Annotated in this window: 14 protein-coding genes; 4 read left to right on the forward strand and 10 right to left on the reverse strand. The window is 65.9% G+C overall.

Annotation, left to right across the window (positions count from 1 at the left end; all coding sequences use genetic code 11):
* Positions 1-31 precede the first annotated feature (31 nt).
* The 3 genes from NOF53_RS10200 to NOF53_RS10210 all read left to right on the forward strand — a co-directional run bounded on the left by NOF53_RS10200 (position 32) and on the right by NOF53_RS10210 (position 2,959).
* Positions 32-1,045, forward strand: coding sequence for a ParA family protein (locus NOF53_RS10200; protein WP_255967879.1), 1,014 nt, complete (start codon positions 32-34; stop codon positions 1,043-1,045).
* Positions 1,042-2,109 carry a ParB/RepB/Spo0J family partition protein gene (locus tag NOF53_RS10205; protein WP_255967880.1) on the forward strand — a complete coding sequence of 356 codons (1,068 nt, stop codon included), beginning with the start codon at positions 1,042-1,044 and terminating at the stop codon, positions 2,107-2,109. Before NOF53_RS10200 ends, NOF53_RS10205 begins: the two co-directional genes overlap by 4 nt.
* Positions 2,110-2,263: 154 nt before the next feature.
* The gene (locus NOF53_RS10210; protein WP_255967882.1) at positions 2,264-2,959 is read left to right on the forward strand and encodes a GNAT family N-acetyltransferase; all 696 of its coding nucleotides are present in this window, start codon (positions 2,264-2,266) and stop codon (positions 2,957-2,959) included.
* A 4-nt stretch (positions 2,960-2,963) separates the two neighbouring features.
* On the opposite strand, the gene NOF53_RS10215 is transcribed toward NOF53_RS10210, so the two are convergent.
* From NOF53_RS10215 to NOF53_RS10235, 5 genes are all read right to left on the reverse strand, one after another.
* Positions 2,964-4,163 (reverse strand): N-acetylmuramoyl-L-alanine amidase, encoded by a 1,200-nt coding sequence (locus NOF53_RS10215; protein ID WP_255967884.1) that lies wholly within the window; start codon positions 4,161-4,163, stop codon positions 2,964-2,966.
* 168 nt (positions 4,164-4,331) lie between these two features.
* On the reverse strand, positions 4,332-4,655 hold the full coding sequence (gene trxA, locus NOF53_RS10220) for a thioredoxin (RefSeq protein WP_005249122.1): 324 nt from the start codon (positions 4,653-4,655) through the stop codon (positions 4,332-4,334).
* A 38-nt stretch (positions 4,656-4,693) separates the two neighbouring features.
* Positions 4,694-5,677 (reverse strand): thioredoxin-disulfide reductase, encoded by a 984-nt coding sequence (gene trxB, locus NOF53_RS10225; protein WP_255967886.1) that lies wholly within the window; start codon positions 5,675-5,677, stop codon positions 4,694-4,696.
* 108 nt (positions 5,678-5,785) lie between these two features.
* Entirely contained in the window at positions 5,786-6,973 is a 1,188-nt protein-coding gene (nox, locus tag NOF53_RS10230; protein ID WP_255967888.1) for a 4,4'-dithiodibutanoate disulfide reductase, read from the reverse strand.
* A 36-nt stretch (positions 6,974-7,009) separates the two neighbouring features.
* Positions 7,010-7,981: an NAD-dependent epimerase/dehydratase family protein gene (locus NOF53_RS10235; RefSeq protein ID WP_255967890.1), complete on the reverse strand. Its 972-nt coding sequence runs from the start codon at positions 7,979-7,981 to the stop codon at positions 7,010-7,012.
* 88 nt (positions 7,982-8,069) lie between these two features.
* On the opposite strand from NOF53_RS10235, the gene NOF53_RS10240 reads away from it, so the two are divergent.
* Positions 8,070-8,639, forward strand: a complete 570-nt coding sequence (locus NOF53_RS10240; protein ID WP_255967892.1) for a TetR/AcrR family transcriptional regulator — start codon at positions 8,070-8,072, stop codon at positions 8,637-8,639.
* A gap of 11 nt (positions 8,640-8,650) precedes the next feature.
* Here the strand turns inward: NOF53_RS10240 and NOF53_RS10245 are convergent, their stop codons facing one another.
* The 5 genes from NOF53_RS10245 to NOF53_RS10265 form a co-directional block, all read right to left on the reverse strand.
* Complete coding sequence (locus NOF53_RS10245) at positions 8,651-9,394, reverse strand: RsmA family anti-sigma factor (protein ID WP_255967894.1); 744 nt, start codon at positions 9,392-9,394, stop codon at positions 8,651-8,653.
* Between the two features lie 78 nt (positions 9,395-9,472).
* On the reverse strand, positions 9,473-10,054 hold the full coding sequence (sigM, locus tag NOF53_RS10250) for an RNA polymerase sigma factor SigM (protein WP_255967896.1): 582 nt from the start codon (positions 10,052-10,054) through the stop codon (positions 9,473-9,475).
* A gap of 47 nt (positions 10,055-10,101) precedes the next feature.
* On the reverse strand, positions 10,102-13,950 hold the full coding sequence (murJ, locus tag NOF53_RS10255; protein WP_255968155.1) for a murein biosynthesis integral membrane protein MurJ: 3,849 nt from the start codon (positions 13,948-13,950) through the stop codon (positions 10,102-10,104).
* Between the two features lie 113 nt (positions 13,951-14,063).
* On the reverse strand, positions 14,064-16,454 hold the full coding sequence (locus NOF53_RS10260; protein ID WP_255968156.1) for a DUF6049 family protein: 2,391 nt from the start codon (positions 16,452-16,454) through the stop codon (positions 14,064-14,066).
* A 2-nt stretch (positions 16,455-16,456) separates the two neighbouring features.
* Positions 16,457-17,032, reverse strand: a complete 576-nt coding sequence (locus NOF53_RS10265; RefSeq protein ID WP_255967898.1) for an NUDIX hydrolase — start codon at positions 17,030-17,032, stop codon at positions 16,457-16,459.
* Between the last annotated feature and the right edge of the window lie 32 nt (positions 17,033-17,064).

The raw sequence follows: 17,064 nt of genomic DNA on the forward strand, positions 1-17,064 counted from the left end.
AACGAGCGATTCCCAATCGAAGGAGTAGTCAATGTCGGGTGGGCCTGAATCCGCCGTTTCACGTGAAACAGTTTCACGTGAAACCGAACATCAATCCGACCACGCGACGAGCTCGGGAAACGGAGATGAGGGATTCACGGCCCCGTACAACGGCATTTCCGCCGAGGAGACGCCAATCGGTGCAGCCGCGCATCGAGCTAGCCAGGTACTCCACCCCCACTCCGTGACGCTCCCTAAACCGCCGGAACGCCGGATTCTCACCATCGCGAATCAGAAGGGTGGGGTCGGCAAGACCACCAGCGCGGTGAATCTTGCTTCGGCCCTCGCCGTGCAGGGCCTGACGGTTCTCGTGATCGACCTCGACCCCCAGGGCAACGCCAGCACCGCTCTCGGCGTAGCCCACCATTCAGGTATCCCATCGAGCTACGAACTGCTCCTGGGTGAGGTGACAGCCGCCGAGGCGATCCAGACGAGCCCACACAACGAACGCCTCTTCTGCATCCCGGCAACGATCGATCTCGCTGGCGCGGAGATCGAACTCGTGTCGATGGTGGCCCGCGAGGGCCGATTGAAGGGGGCGCTGTCAGAGAAGGCGCTCGGAGAGATCGACGCCGACTTCATCCTCATCGACTGCCCGCCGTCGCTCGGCCTGCTCACGGTGAACGCGATGGTTGCAGCCAAGGAAGTTCTGATCCCGATCCAGTGTGAGTACTACGCGCTCGAGGGGGTCGGCCAGTTGCTGCGAAATATCGAGTTGGTGCAAGCCCACCTGAACCCGGAATTGCACGTTTCAACCGTTCTGCTGACGATGTATGACGGACGCACCAAGCTTGCCGATCAGGTGGCCGAGGAAGTCCGGTCCCACTTCGGCGATGCCGTTCTCCGCGCGGTCATCCCTCGAAGCGTGAAGGTGTCCGAGGCGCCCGGGTACGGAATGACCGTGTTGGACTACGACCCCGGTTCACGCGGCGCCATGAGTTATCTGGACGCGGGACGTGAACTCGCAGCGCGCACAGCACAGATCACGAAGCAGGAGCAGAGATGAGTCAGACGCGTAAAGGTGGACTTGGCCGTGGATTGGCTGCGCTGATTCCGACCGGCCCCACAACGGGGCCGGGACTGGGAAACGCGGCCGCCGATGTCGTGATCGGCACCGATAAGCGACACGTTCTCACCCCGCCCGCCCAGGACTCGTCCGCACCCTCTTCTAACAGCGATCAGGCGCCCGCGTCCACGAGGAACAACGGCGACGGCAACGGAGCGGTTGCAAACGACGCTGAACCCCTCCCCTCCCCCACCGGAGCGGTGTACCGCGAAATCGCTCCGGAGCTGATCGAGCGCAACCCGAAGCAGCCGCGGCAGGTCTTCGACGACGACGCACTGGCGGAATTGGTGCACTCCATCCGTGAATTCGGGTTGATGCAGCCGATCGTGGTTCGCCCGGTCGAGGATGGCAAGTTCCAGCTCGTCATGGGCGAGCGCCGCTGGCGGGCCGGGCAGGAAGCCGGACTCGACACGATTCCGGCCATCGTCCGTGAGACGGGCGACGACGCGATGCTCCGTGACGCCCTTCTCGAGAACATTCATCGTGTGCAGCTGAACCCACTCGAAGAGGCGGCCGCCTATCAGCAGCTACTCGAAGAGTTCGAGGTGACTCACGAGGAACTTGCGGCAAAAATCGGTCGCTCCCGCCCGGTGGTGACCAACATGATCCGGCTACTCAAGCTCCCGATTCCCGTCCAGCGGCGCGTTGCTGCCGGAGTACTGTCCGCGGGCCACGCTCGTGCTCTGCTGTCTCTCGAGGCCGGCGCCGATGCGCAAGAGGTGATGGCGGCCCGCATCGTGGCGGAGGGTATGTCTGTCCGCGCCACGGAAGAGGCGGTCACTCTCGCGAACCGCAACGACGATCAGATCGCTCCCCCGCAACGGCGTAAGCCGATCCAGATGCCAGGACTGCAGGACGTGGCCGAGAGGCTGTCGGATTCTTTCGACACCAGAGTGACGGTCAGTCTCGGCAAGCGCAAAGGCAAAATCGTCGTCGAATTCGGGTCGGTCGACGACCTGCAACGAATTGTCGGAATGATGGAGGCACAAAAAGCCGATTCATGAGCGCCTGGGCGAGGTAGAAGCACCCGCGGGTGATCTGTCACTGTGACAGCACCGATTGCGGCATCTCGAGGCAAACTATCGGGGGCAAAGAGCAGTGAAGATCAGAGGACATCACATGACTTGCGGTAGCGACATTTGGAGGCTGATCTAGCCAGTGTCGACTCACGTCACTTCGCTCACCCTCGACGGCCTGGACAAGCTTTCCGCCCACGCTCGCCGGTGCGTCTTCTGGGAGATGGACCCCGCAGCCATCCATAGTTCGCGGGGATTCTGTGACCAGGAATTCGAGAAGGAAGCATGGCTGTCGATGGTCATGCTCGAGTGGGGATCCTGCGGGCAGGTCGCGGTCATGGACGGCAAGCCGGTGGGCAGCGCGCTGTACGCTCCCCCGCGCACGGTGCCCCGCGCTGGGCTTCTGCCGACGGCTCCGGTGGGTGCGGATGCGGTCCTTCTCACCAGCTTGCGGCTCGAGCCTGCCGGCGAGGAACAGAATTTGGGAGCCACTCTCATTCAGGCAGTGGTCGCCGATCTCGTGAGGCGTGGGGTCCGCGCCCTCGAGGCTTTCGGTATCCGCGACGGTGGGCCTAGTGATGCCGTCAACTCCGGGGTCGCTTCTGCAACCGCTGCAATGGAGTGCTCACCCGAGGAATGCATGATTCCTGCAGATTTCCTCGAGGACAACGGTTTCGAGATCGTCGCTCCACACCACCGGTTCCCTCGGCTGCGGCTCGAGTTGAATCGCGACCACGGGTGGAAGGAAGACGTGGAGGCTGCTCTGGAACGCCTGCTGCACACCGCATCGGTGAGCATGGTCGACATCGGCGAGCGCACCCCCGTCGGGGTGCGCTGACAGCTCAGGACCGTTCGGAGGACGACAGTTCTTCAGCGAGCAGTTCAGCGAAGGTGAACGTACCAGTGGGCTGATCATCCTGCCCGAGAAGGTAGAGCCGTTTCACCGAGATGAGAATGGCCTCGGCGATCGCATCACGTGCTCGCGGGTTGGCCAGGACTGCAGCGTCGGATTCGTTGGTGAGATAGCCGAGATCGATCTGCACGGTCGGCATGTTTGTCAGCCGGAGCAGATCCCAGGTGCGGCCGTGCGTTCGGCAGTCCTGCAACGGAGTGCGCGCCACGATCTCCCGCTGGATGAAACCGGTGAGGACCTGACCGATCATCGACGTCGATCCGTGCGAGTTGCCGAAGTGGAAGCTCGCGACGCCGTTCGCAGCAGGGCTCGAGTTGCTGTCGCATCGTAGGGAAATCATGAGGTCGGCGTCGAAGGCGTTGGACGTGGACGCGCGCTGAATGTCCGAAGGGTTGGCGTGATGTGGCCGCGACAGAAAGGTCTCCATCCCTGTGGCCGCCATCCGGCCTTCGAGCCGGCTGGCGAGATCCCAGAGAATGTCCGACTCCGAAATGGTGCCATGGGGGGAACGCACGATCACACCGTAGGTGTCACCACCCAGACCGGGATCGATGACGATGCGCTTACCGCTGAGCTGTGGACCTGAGCTACGCACCATTTCTTCTTCGCTCATCGCGTGGGGTGACCCCCCGGTGACGCGCGTACCGAGCAACTCGAGTGAACGGAGGGTGGCGGGACCGCAGATCCCGTCGGCTGCGATCCCGATCTCGCGCTGGAACGAGGACAGAGATTCGTGTGTCTGCGGGCCGAAGAACCCGTCGACCCGGCCGACGTAGAACCCGAGGTCCTGCAGTCGTGTCTGCAAGGTGGCGACATCATCGCCGTACAGGGGTGCAGACAGTTGGTAGATCAGCGTGCGCGCGCCCAGGCGGTAGGACGCCTCTTTCATGGACCGATAGGTGGCGGGACCCACGATTCCGTCCACGAGGAGCCCACGTTGCTGCTGGAAGGCCCGTACGGCGCTGTCGAGATGATGGTCGAAGACGGCGTCGGGCGCGATCCAGTGCGAACCGCTGTTGGTTTCGCGGCGAGTGTCGGCGACACCATTGTGGAGGAACCCGAGACCGGCCAGAGTGCCCCGAATCTCAGCGACGGCCGGACCATGGTCGCCGTGACGGAGTCGGTGCATGTTCGAGCCTCTCAGTCTGATGCCACGGCTGTGTGTATCTCTACAGCACAGCTCTCTACAAACGAGTCGATCGATGTGTCCCGTTCGCGGATGCGGCAGGAGCACATCGATCGATTGTCTCAGAGATTCCCACAAAATCGGGAATCGGGCAGGGTGTTCAGGTGTCGATCAGAGAACGTCGGCGAGCTCTTTCAGCAACGCAGCCTTGCCCTTGGTGCCGACGATGGTGTTGATCGGCTTGCCGTCCTTGAACAGGATCAGCGTGGGAATCGACATGACCTGGAAGTCGCGGGCGGCACCCGGGTTCGCGTCGATGTCGAGCTTGGCGATCGTCAGCTTGTCGCTGTGCTCGCCGGCGATCTCTTCCAGAACGGGCGCGATCATCTTGCACGGCCCGCACCAGGTGGCCCAGAAGTCGACGAGGACAGGCTTGTCGCTGGAAATGACGTCCTGCTGGAACGAATCATCGGTGATGGTGACGGTATTCGACACGGGGATTTCCCTTACTCGAGGTGGGTGTATGTGAAGTGCTAGGCGTCGACCGGTGCGCCGGCGGCGGCGACGGTGTTGGCGGTGATGTCGCCGCGTTCTGCGAGCCAGCGTTCGGCATCCATGGCAGCGGAACATCCGGTGCCGGCGGCGGTGATCGCCTGCTGGTAGATGTGATCGACCAGGTCGCCGGCGGCGAAGACTCCGTCCACGGAGGTGGCAGTGGTCGGTGTCTTGACGATCACGTATCCGGCGTCGTCGAGGTCGACCTGCCCCTTGACGAGTTCGCTGCGCGGGTCGTGACCGATGGCGACGAACATGCCGGTGACGTCCAGCGTGGACGTCTCACCGGTGACGGTGTCGCGGATCACGAGGCCGGTGACGCTGTTCTCGCCCAGCACCTCGACGGGCGCCGCGTTGGTCACGAACCGGATCTTCGCGTTCGCCTTGGCGCGCTCGAGCATGATGCGGGACGCGCGGAACTCCTCGCGGCGGTGCACCACGGTGACGCTGCGGGCGAAGCGGGTGAGGAAGGTGGCCTCCTCCATGGCGGAGTCGCCGCCGCCGACCACGACGATGTCCTGATCCTTGAAGAAGAATCCGTCGCAGGTGGCGCAGGCGCTGACGCCGCGGCCGAGGAGCTTCTCTTCGCCGGGGATGCCCAGGTAACGAGCTGCCGCGCCCATTGCCAGCACGACCGCGTGCGCCTGGTAGGTCTCGCCGTTCACGACGACCTTCTTGATCGGCCCGGTGAGGTCGAGTTCCTCGACGTCCTCGGTGCGGATGTCGGCACCGAAGCGCTTGGCTTGCTCGCGCATCTCGTCCATCAGGTCGGGGCCCATGATCCCCTGACGGAATCCGGGGAAGTTCTCGACCTCGGTCGTGGTCATGAGGGCGCCACCGAACTGGGTTCCCTCGAACAGCAGCGGCTCGAGTTCCGCCCGCGCCGCGTAGACGGCTGCGGTATATCCGGCAGGTCCCGAACCAACGATGATGAGTTCATGAACCGTCGATGGAGTGGTCATGCGGGCCTTCCGATAGGGAGCGTGCACAGTCGAAATGATCAACACCAGACTAAAGGGTGTTGTTCCCGGACTGCAGGTGATACCGGTCGCTCCCCCGTGGGCCTCTGATCAGCGAAGAGTCTCCCGGATGACACAGCGGGTGCCGGTGTAGATGGTGGGCATGCATTTGTTGCAGTGAATGCAGAGCCCTTCCGCCACGTGCTGATCACGAAACTTGTTGACGAGGTCCGGGTCGCGGAGCAGTGCGCGGGCCATTGCGACGAAATCGAACCCTTCATCGAGCGCGGTGTCGATGGTGTCGAGCCGGTTGATGCCTCCCAGGAGAATCAGCGGCATGGACAGCGCCTCGCGGAATTGGCGAGCCATCGGCAGGAAGAACGCTTCTTCGAACGGGTAGGTCGGAAAGATGCGGGGTCCGTAGAGCTTCAGGCCGTACCCGACCAGTTTCGGTTGGGAGGCAACGAATTCGGCCATTGGCACCTCTCCGCGGAAGAAGTACATTCCGTTGAGGAGGGAACTGCCGCCGGTGAGCTGCAGCGCGTCGAGATGCCCGTCCTGTTCGAGGAGTTGAGCGATGCGGAGGCTGTCGTCGAGCCACAACCCCCGGGGAACACCGTCCGTCATGTTGAATTTTGCGGTGACGGCGATCGTGTCGCCGATGGCGCGGCGCACCCGCTCGACGACGCGGCGAGGGAAGGCGGCCCGCTTTTCCATGCTGCCTCCGTACTCGTCGGTGCGTCTATTGAGGTTGGGGCTCATGAAGGAACTGAGCAGGTAGTTGTGGCCGAGATGGACCTCGATGGCATCGAACCCGGCGTCCACGGCGCCCCGCGCGGCGTTCTCGTAGTCCGCGGCGACCTCGTCCAGTTCCTCGTGAGTGGCGCCGCGCACCAGAGCCATGGCGGGCGGACTCAGTCGCGTGGACGGGGCCAGGGTCTTCGTGCGGTTGGACAGGGTGTTCGCGACCAGACCGGCGTGACCGATTTGCGCGGCGACCAGCGCTCCTTCGGCGTGGACCGCGTCGGTGAGCCGCCGCAGACCCGGAATTCGTGCCTTGTCCAAGACCAGGGTGTCGGCGTGGACCCGTCCGCCGGGTGAGACGGCGCAATAGGCCACGGTGGTGAGTGCGGCGCCGCCACGTGCCACTTCGGTGTGGAAGTCGACGAGCTTGTCGGTGACCTGCCCGCGGGGCATGACTCCCTCGAACGTGGCGGCTTTCACGATGCGGTTACGCAAGGTGAGGGGGCCGAGACGGGCGGGTTCCCAGATGGTGCGCCGGGGTGTCGGAGCGGTCATGTGCCTACCTTCGGACGAGGGCGGTGGTGGACGCGATCAGGCGAACGTCGAAGCGAGGGCGTCTCGGGCCGGACGCCAATCCAGGCCCAGTTCGGCGCGAGTTCGGAAGTCGTCGGTGGGAGTGGCCGAGGTGAGCAGCCAGGCAGCTTCATAACTGAAGCCCGGGCTGACGGCGGTGTGTTTGCCGACGGCATCGGCGAGCCGTCCCAGAAATCGCACAACACCCCCCGACAGTGGGACCCGGCGCAGTCGTCGCCTCGAGGAGTGCTCGAGGATGTCGATGAGGTGGTTGAACTCGATCAGTTCGCCGCCGCAGACGTAACGTCGAGGGCCGCGGCCGGGCCGCATCACGGCGGCGTGGACGTCGGCAACATCGCGCACGTCGATCATCTGCATGCCGCCGGTGAACCGCGGCGCTACCCCGCTGCTGAGTAAAGCGTGCCAACCCCGCTCGGTGACCCCTGTGGCACTGCCGAGGCCGCGACCGACCACGCTGGTGGGATAGGTGATGACGACGGGTGCTCCGGCGTCTTGCAGGGCACGAGCGACACGAACGGCGGCCGCCTTGGTTCGCCCGTACGCACTGCGCCCTGCTGCAGTGGGACTGTCGGGTCCGATGACGGGATCTGGGGACGGAAACAGCGCGCTGAAGCTCGCGACATGGACGATCGGGTCGAGACCGAGGAAGGCGGCCCGGATGAGAATGGCGGCGGTGGCTTGGGTGTTGACTTCCCACATCAGCTGTTCACGCTTGTCGTCCGTCCCCACGACTCCTGCCCCGTGCATCAGTGCGTCACACCCGTCGAGCAGCCGCTCGACGGTCACTGGGTCGCGCACGTCCCCCACCACGACTTCGATCCGCGCGGAGGCGGCACCCGCCGACAGCGTGACTTCGTCGGGTGACTCGTGTGGAAGGACGAGTAAGCGGACGGTGTGGCCGTCGGCGAGCAACGCCAGAGTCGTGTGAGCGCCGACGTACCCTGTGCCGCCGGTGACCGCGATCTTCATGTGCCTGTCCTGTCCAATTACGATGCCAGTGGTCTCGTAATAGGTACGATATAGCGCGGAAGGCACTTCTGTCCCACAATTCGAGCTGATGAATGCCACCGGAACAGGACGACCCCGCGACCCGCGCATCGACACCGACGTGCTGGCGGTGACCCGTGCGATGCTCGTCGAGTCGGGTTGGGAGCAGCTGAGCATGCGGGCGATCGCGACCCGTTCCGGTGTGAGCAGAGCATCGATCGCCAGGCGGTGGCCGTCGAAGGCTCACCTGGTGCTCGATGCCATTCTGGGTGCCACCCCCGACCTGACGCCGTTCGAAGGTACCGACCGGGAAGGCTGGATCCGGTGGGTCGTGACCGGCAGTGCCGAACTGTTCTCGCGGCCGGAGGTTCGGGCGGCGACACCGGGCCTCCTCGCCGCGATACGGGATCAAGCCGAACTGCGAAACGCTCTGTGGCAGGGCTTCAGCGGTCCGAGCACTCGACTGTTCGACAACGACCACTCCACATCGGACGGCGGGGCGAGCACCGCGAAAGCACTCCTCGTGCTCGCCGCCGGTGCCGCGATGTTCGCCAGCCTGATCGCAGTGGAGGACGACACGCCGGAGTTGCGCGCGAAGATCCTCGAACTACTCGTTCCCTCTGCGCGCAGTGCGACCTGAGGCGTTGTCGCTCAACCGATATCGGTGACCGCCATGGTTTCCGGATTCCCGGAACTGCAGCTGTTTCCCACCACCAGAGCGGTGATCTGCGGCGGCTGAGGTCCGGCGAGAAGCAGGAGAACTCCAGGGGCGCCGTCCAGCCGCACTTCACCCGAGCCCAGGAGCGTACGAGAGGGATCGATTCCGTTGGCCCGTAGGCACTCTGACAGGACGTCGGGGTTCTCGAGTGAACCCAGCTCCCGGGATCCGATCAGGGTGAGGAGGCGCCCCGCATCGAGATCGCTGTCCAGATCGAGAACAGCCGGAGAGGCTGTTTCGGATGTACTCGGCAAAGCAATCGGCGGATCGGCGGGACGACTGGTCGGCGTGACGACGGCGATCGCCACCACGACCGCAGCGGCCGCGGCCAATGCCCCGCCGGCCACCGCCGCCCACTTTCTGCGCCGCGCGAGGGGCACCACCCGAGAGTCCGAAAACTCTCGCTCCTTCTCGAGTGCGTGAGTGATGCGATCAGCAACGTCGACGGGAATCGGTGACGCGACGGAATGGTCGCGGCCGAGTGCCCCGAGCTGCTCGGTGACCTTGTCGAGTGCAGAAATGACCTCCATAGCGTGCGGATCGTTCCGAACCAGGGGCCAGAGGCGCTCACTCACCGACTCGGGCAACACTCCGGCATGAAGATCGGAAAGCAGATCGGCGGAGTACGGCGGAGGCGGCAACTCCGCATCCGAGGAGCCGACATCATCAGTGGCCACGACACCTCCTCACTGATTCCGCACCCTTCCACCAGGCCTGACACTGCTGCGCTCTTATAAGAGTTTGACGCCACAGGATCACGATCGGTTCCCCTCTTCCCGGAAATATTCGAGAGAGGCGGCCAGCTTCTTGCGGCCACGGGCGCAACGACTCTTCACCGTGCCTTCCGGAACACCGAGAAGCCTGGCGGCCTCACTGGTCGAATGGCCCTCGAGATCTACCGCCACGATCGCGGTCCGCTGATCCGGCGGAAGCTGCGCCAACGCGCGATCGACCACCAGACTCATCTCCAACTCGGAGACACGATCGCGGACGTCCCGGGGCTCGTCGTCCTCGTCGGCCGACAGAGACACCGCAGGGCGGGCCTTGTTCCGGCGGATGCGGTCGAGGCAGGCATTGACGACGATTGTGTGCAACCAACTCCGGACCGCGGCATCGCGTCGAAATGTGCCGGCATTGCGGTGCGCCGAGAGCAGCGCCTCCTGCAGTGCGTCCGCCGCGTCCTCGCGGGTGTAGCTGGTGCGCGTGGCGACGTGCCATAGATGGTCGTAGTGGCGACCGAGCAACGTCGCGAACGCGTGCGGGTCACCGGCGACGTGCGCAGCGAGCAGCTCCACATCCGAGGGTTCGCCCTCGGCGACCCCCCGGAAGATTCGCACCGGCGGATGTTAGCTCAGACCGCCCGGGCGCGAGCACCGGGAGCCTGCTACGTGGTCGCGTTGAATCCCACGTCGGCGATGGAGGATTGGTTCTTGCCCCCGGAATTACCGAGTCCGGTGATCCAGACGAGGACGTTGGTGGTGGGCGCCTCCGATTTCACGGGGATTTCGGTGATACCGCTTCCGAGTACCTGCGAACCGATGACCTGGGTCTGGTCGAGGGTGGGGTCCTCCGACGGGGCGCTCCGGATCTCGACCTTGGTGCCGGGGGTGGGCGAGTTGATCCACACGCTCGACAAGTTGGCGGGCTCGTCCAAGGTGATCATCAGCCCGACACCGTTCTTCAGCGCGGGGAAGGGCTGGAAGTACGAGTCGGTGCTCCACACGGTGGCGGTGTTGCCGTCGATGGCGAGCCGGGCATTGGCGGCAGAGTCGGGTGTGCCCTGCGGCGAGAACACGGTGGCCGTTGAAGGGGTGACCGGTGCGACGTTCGCCGGCGGTGCCGGTGCTGCGGGAGCCGCGGCGTTCGGTGGCGGCTCGGCGGAGGTGGTGAGGCCGAAGTCCTGCTCGGTGAGCGGAGCGTCCGAACTGCTCCCGGTCAGGAACGTGGCCAACCAGAAACCGAGCAACGCCAAGACGATGATGGTCACGACACCGAGCCCGACGAGGGCGGCGAGCATCCTGTTGGACTTCTTCTTCTCTGCCTCGATCGCCTCCGGGTCGGCGAGCGCGTGTCCGGATGTGCCGGGAGCGCGCTGCCCGAGCCGCAGGGCAGGGATCAGTTCGGTCTTCTCGTTGACAACGGACGCCTGATCGAGAATGTGCTGGACCGTGGCGGCCGTGCGGATGCCCCCATTCGGCTCGAGGGAGCGCAGCGCCACCGCCGAGATCTCGAAGGGGACTTCCGGGCGGATCACCCGAGGCCCGATGGGCTGCCCGTTGGAGTCCCGGTCGGCCAGCCGCATGCCACCGACGCTCCCCGGCCGATGGGCGGGATCGCCGGACGGCGCGGACGGATCGCCCAGCGGCCAGCGCGCGGTGATGAGCGCGTAGAGCATGGCGCCCAGTCCGCGTACGTCGGAGCTCGAGTCGGAGTCGGCGAGGGTGGCCGGGAAGGCCAGCACGGCATCGCCGTTGATGCTGATCCGTACGCGGTCGGGGTGATCGATGGACAGCGCCCCACCGGCCCGGTGCGCCGTCTCGGCTGCTGCGGCGAGTGCGCGGATGGCTTTGGCCGCACCGATCGGGGACGGCTTTGTATCGGCCATCTCTCGCAACGAGCGTCCGGGTGTCCACTCGGCGACGACGATGCCGCCGGAGCTGCCACGAACGACGTCGAGAACCCGGGCGAGGCCCGGCGAATTGATGCGACCGAGGCGCAGGGTGCGGGACAAGATTGCTTGTGGTCCTTCAGGACCGGCCGAGGTGGAACGCTGTTCGGCGTCCACGAAAGTGAGAGCGACCTCGCGGTCGAGCTTGACGTCGAGGGCCTGCCAGAACTGCAGGCCGCGGGACCCACCGTGGGGCGTGAGCAGGCGGTAACGACCACCGGCGACTGAGGCGCCGGGAATCAGCTTGGGGCCGCGGGGAATACGACGCGGGCCGGCTCCGGGGTCACGACCCGGCGCAGGTGTGATCGGAATCACCCCGGTGTCGAAACTCGGATCGTGTCCCGCCGCCGCCCCCATCTGCCGGGTGTCCTTGCGCACAGGACCGCTGGTTTCGCCGGAATCGGCGGAGGGAGAGTCGGCCGGTGAGGCAGTGCCGGCGACCTCGGAGCCGGCGGTGCCGTTGGCTGGCGGTGCCTTCGGGGTCGCGTCGGTCGGTGCGGCCTCGTTCGACTTCGTCTTCGGGGTGCCGGGGGACGTGGGCTCCGATCCGATCCGGGAGGTCGGGGCGTCGACGCCATTCGATGAAGCGGCCGAATCACGTTCGGACGCTTGCACCGTAGAACCTCCAGCTCGCTTGCTGCCGGCCACGTCGTCGTCGTTCACCCTCACTCCTTCACTTTCGAATGCCCAACTCCGACCAGTACCGGGCGGCGATCCGACCCGCTCGTGTCCAGGGTACGGGAGACCACCGGGTCGTTCGATACCACGCGGCTGTCCCCCGAACTCGTGCGGTGTGGCACGGACCACGGGGATCAGTTCTGTTTCGGCCTCTGCGAGCGGGTCCAGAGCCTCCGGTTCCGGTGCGGCGCCTCGACCGCGCAGGGCCCGGATCTTGCGGGCGACGGCGACCGTGATGGACACGATTTCGGGGACCTTCGCGAACCAGAGGATTACGAATGTGACACCGAGCATCAAGATTCCGCTGATCGCGACTCGGACCATGAAGCCAGGGCCCCCGAACAGCGTGCCGAGGCGATCCAGTTGCAGGAGGCGGTCGGCGCCGAGCATCGTGAGTGCGCCGGCGAGGGAGGCGAGCACCACCACCCAGACGGTCTTGCTGACGTTGGCCATTCGGAGATTTCCGAGGCTGCGGTGTAGGAGGTAGCCACCGATGAGAGCACCGGTGATGTATCCGAGTCCGTTCGCAGCGCCCAGCAGGATCACCACCTGGTCGTCGTTCGAGGCGATGTGCGGGGTGAGCGCGGACAGTGCAATCTTCACAGCGGTGATGCCGAGGACGATCCAGGTGGGAGTCCAGGCACGTTCACGCGCGTAGAAGACACGGAGCTGAATGAGGACGAGGGAATACGGGATGAGTGTGAAGGCGGACCAGCTGACGGCCTGGCCGAGGCGCTGTGCGTCACCCGTACCGAAGTTTCCGTATCCATACAGGGCCTGCCCGACCTCCGGTCCCGCGAAGGTCAGAAACGTGATGATCGGTACCAGCGAGATCATCGTCAACCGTGTGGCCACCGACAGGTCGTCGACGACGGCGGGGGTGTCGTCGGCGGCGGCGTTGCGGCTGAGCCTCGGCATAATCGCCGTCAGCACCGTCACGCCGAGCACGCCGTACGGCAACTGCAGCAGGAGCCACGCGTTGTTGTAGATTGCGGGACCCGACGCGTCCGCGTGTGACGAGATGCGGGTAGCGACGATCATGCCCGCCTGGCTGATCAGCACGTACAGGATGATCGCGACGGCCATGCCGCCGAACTGCTTGAGCCGGTCGTCGAGGCCCCACAACGGTTTCAGCGAGATGCCCTCGCGCCGGATCGCGGGCACCAGGCTCAGCGCCTGCACCACGACACCGAGAGTGACGCCCACACCGAGAACCAGCAGTTTCGGGTCGCTCATCCGCACCGGATCGAGGGTGATCTCCCCGGGGGTCGCGTAGTAGATCACCAGCACGGTCAGCATGACGACGTTGTTCAGCACCGGAGCCCAGGCCCCGGGTTTGAACACCTGCCGCGTATTGAGAATCGCCGTGAGCAGGGCCGACAGGCCGTAGAACAGGATTGCAGGCAGAAGGAGGAACGACAGAGCTGTGGTGAGGGACGTGTTGACCTTGCCGTCGGCCGACAGGAAGACGTGGGTGGTGAGCACGGGTGCCGCGGCGGTCGCCAGCAGCGCCGCCGTACCGAGCAGCACGCAGGTGGCAGTGAACAGGCGTCGCACGAACGCTGCACCCTGATCGGGGTCCTCGCGTTCGGCGCGCACCAGCACGGGCACCACGATCGCAGTGAGCACTGCGCCCAGCACGAGCTCGGAGATCATGTTCGGGATCTGGCTGGCGACGGTGAACGAGCTGGCCACCGAGCCGCCGAGCAACGTCAGCACGAGGAGTTGCTTGGCGAACCCGGTGATGCGGCTGACGAGCGTCGCCACCGCAATCGAACCGGTGGACGCCAGCAGGCGGGAGTTGCTCTGTTTCTGCGGCGCGGTCGAGGGCCCGGAGTCGCGGACCGGGGGCGGCGAGGGGTCGACGCGGATGGCCGCGAACTGCACCGTCGGCGCCTCGTCCGGCCGGATTTCCCGTGCCCAGTGGTCCCGTTCCCACGGCGCGACCCGGGGATGCGAGCGATCGGGAAGCCTCTGGCCCCTGTCGGGCAAGTTCCCGGTCATGAACGTTCGTACCCTTCGTCAGCTGGATCCGGCTGGCCGCGGAATCGGTGCCACAGCCGGCGGCCGGCGAGGAACAGCAGCAGAGCACCCGCGCACGCTGTCAGTATCGCCAACGCCTGCCCGTACGCGTTGGACCGTACCGTCACGCTGGTCGGCTCACCGAGTTGCTGCCCATCGGCCGTGGTCAGCGAGAACTTGACGACCAGCTTGCGGGAGTCGTTGGCTTCGGTGGGCACGGTCAGCGTCCGGCTGCCGCGCGGTGGAAGGGGCGTCGGCCCGATGTCGGTGATGGTCATCCCGGACGGCGCGTCCACCTGCAGCCGGACAGTGATGCCCACGGGTAGGTCGTTCCGGGCGACGAGGAGAAGGGGACTTTGTTCCGATGCCAGCGTGTAGACCCCGCCCGGGGACACGACGCTGACCGCGCCGAACAGGTCGTTCATGGTGTCGGCTACCTGCTCGGTGCGCAGGTCGGATGCCTCACTCGCCGAGTCGTGCTCCTCGTCACGGCGATGGGCGAGGCTCATCGAGCGGAGCAGATCTTCGCGGAGGGGTGCGGTGAACCGTTCCGGGGTGAGCGTGGCCTGCGGGTCGTCGATCAGTGCCGTGTCCAGTGCCTCGATGCGGGGAATCTGCTCGGCGACCGCGTCGCGGTGGTGGGCGGGAATCCCGTCCTCGGTGGCCTGGTCCGGGTAGTCGAGTGGGGACAGCTCGGGTGATCCCGGTTGGCGGCCCAGCAGCGCCGGAAGCGGCCGGGGAGTGGCGAGACCCGACCGGATCATCGACGACACCGTCGACAGGATCGTCTCGGCGTCGTCCTCGCCGGCGGTCCACAGTTGCGGCGGGACCACCATGAGGGAACGCGGGGTTCCGGCGCTGCGGGCGACGACGGGCTCGAGCGCAGACCAGGACACGGCACCGAGGGCGTCCTGCAACCGCGCGGCCTGCGAGTCGTCCGTGAGGTCGAACCGGGCCCTCGCGGGGGTGTACGAGGGAGTTTGCGGAGTGGTACCGGTCGCGGCCAGAGCAGCGCCCACCGCGGGATCGAACAGTAGCGCGTCGAGGCTGCCGGTGGGCGCGGATGTCCCGGTGGCCGCGGGGGTGGTCTCGCCGTTTGCGGGTGCCGCCGGCTCGGCTGGACTCGCCTCGATGACGTGTGCGCTCTCTCGCGGCGCCTCGGTGTCGACGGCGTTCGCGGCCAGCAGGGTGGTGGTGGGCTGGTCCCCGCGGAGCAGTTGGGCGGAGTCGTCGTCGAGGACTCCCGCGTCGCTCCACACGAAGTTCCGCAGCGAGGTGACTCCGAGGATGTTGTCGACGATGTCGGCGGGAGCCTCGAGAGCAGCGGCAGTGAGTTCGGTGTTCCCGACTGCCGTGATCGCGGACAGATCGGCCTGGGCAAACGGCACCGACGTGATGCACATGGTGGCGGCGAGCGAACGGGCGCGCTCGAGCCAGTCCGCCGCGGCCTGCATGCCGGAACCTGCGTGTGCCGGTCCGGTGGGGGCGGAGGGATCATCGACCACCAGGTAACCGCGGGTCATGTTCTCGACCGTGATGAGCAGGTCGGGGTCGAAGGCCAGGCACATGCTGTCGCGCAGTGCGTGGTCGCGGTCCACGCTTTCACGGGTGGCGAATTCCGCGGACGCCAGCAACTCGTGGAGGCGACCGCCGTCGGTAAGCGAGGTCGCGAGCTCGTCGTCGACGAGACGGACAGGGTCGTTGACCGAACCCGGCACTCCCGCGGCGAGACGCGGCCGGTCGGCCAGTGGCCACAGCATGGTGACGGCGACGGGGCTGGAAATATCGGGTGGTATCGGAGGCGTACCGGGCACCCCGAACACGGGGAGCAGGAAGCGGGCGTCGTCCAGGCGTGCGGCCCCACCGTATTCGGGGGTGCCGTTGACATTGACCATCATCGGGTAGACACCGGGTTCGGTGATGTCGAGTGCGGGATCGGAGTCCGACCGCAGCGGCAGCGACAGCGTGAACTGTTTGCTCTGCCCTTCGTCGAGGCTTTCGGCGACGGTGTCGAACATGCCGACGGTGTCGAACCGCGACTGGTCGAGCGTGAGGGAGGTCCGAAGGGCTTCGCTGCTGGCTACGGCGGGGGCCCGTTGCAGGCGCACGCTGACGTCGCTGACCTTGCGGTCGCCGATGTTCTTCACCGACCCCGACACCGTGACGAACGGCTCGCTGGTGGTGGTGACCGTGTTGGGGGTGACGGTGTCGATGTTCAGCTCGAGGAACTCGGGTTCCTCGTCGACGGTCTGGCTCCCGGCGCTCTCGGGCGGAACGGGATCCTGGGCCACAGCCACTCCGGTGCCGAGGGGAGCCAGAGCGACCGCGAGTGCGGTCAATGTCGCGGCCCCGACCCGGCGCAAAGCCATCCTCATCCGGCGTCTTGCCCCTTCTGGAGCTTCAGATCGGGAGTAGGCGGAGTGGTTGTCATCTTGGAGATCAAATCACCGGCGATTTCTGCGAGTTTCCGTTCGTCTGCGTAGGCCAGGCGTGACCCCAGCTCGGCGAGCGGCACCCACGCTACCTCGGTGACTTCCACGTCTTCGTCGCACAGTTCCCCGCCGAGGAATCTGAGCAGATAGTGATGCACGGTCTTGTGGACGCGCCGACCCTCGGTGACGAACCAGTAGTCGATGCTGCCGAGCGACGCCAGGACCGTGCCCTGGATGCCGGTCTCCTCCTCGACCTCGCGCATCGCGGTCTGCTCGGCCGTCTCCCCTTGTTCGATGTGCCCCTTGGGCAGCGACCACAGCAGTCGGCCGCGCCGATCGGTCCGCCCGATGAGCGCGGCGGACAGATTCTCACTCGGACCGCCGAGACCGTTGACCACCAGACCCCCCGCCGAGGTTTCCCGAACCGTCCTCATGTGGGGTTTCGCGGGTTTGCCGACGGCGCCGCGCCGCCGCGAGTTGCGGCGACTCCTGTTCGCACGTTCGGCAGCAGACACCCCATCGATAGTAGTTGGCTTCGCGGCCTCTC

The organism is Rhodococcus tibetensis, assembly GCF_024438035.1.
Lineage (GTDB): Bacteria > Actinomycetota > Actinomycetes > Mycobacteriales > Mycobacteriaceae > Rhodococcus_F > Rhodococcus_F tibetensis.

Coding starts and splice junctions, on each gene's coding strand:
- NOF53_RS10200 (WP_255967879.1), top strand. CDS start 32: ATGTCGGGTGGGCCTGAATCCGCCGTTTCACGTGAAACAGTTTCACGT.
- nox (WP_255967888.1), bottom strand. CDS start 6,973: ATGACCGCTCCGACACCCCGGCGCACCATCTGGGAACCCGCCCGTCTC.
- NOF53_RS10235 (WP_255967890.1), bottom strand. CDS start 7,981: ATGAAGATCGCGGTCACCGGCGGCACAGGGTACGTCGGCGCTCACACG.
- NOF53_RS10215 (WP_255967884.1), bottom strand. CDS start 4,163: ATGCACCGACTCCGTCACGGCGACCATGGTCCGGCCGTCGCTGAGATT.
- NOF53_RS10260 (WP_255968156.1), bottom strand. CDS start 16,454: ATGGCTTTGCGCCGGGTCGGGGCCGCGACATTGACCGCACTCGCGGTC.
- NOF53_RS10205 (WP_255967880.1), top strand. CDS start 1,042: ATGAGTCAGACGCGTAAAGGTGGACTTGGCCGTGGATTGGCTGCGCTG.
- NOF53_RS10240 (WP_255967892.1), top strand. CDS start 8,070: ATGAATGCCACCGGAACAGGACGACCCCGCGACCCGCGCATCGACACC.
- trxB (WP_255967886.1), bottom strand. CDS start 5,677: ATGACCACTCCATCGACGGTTCATGAACTCATCATCGTTGGTTCGGGA.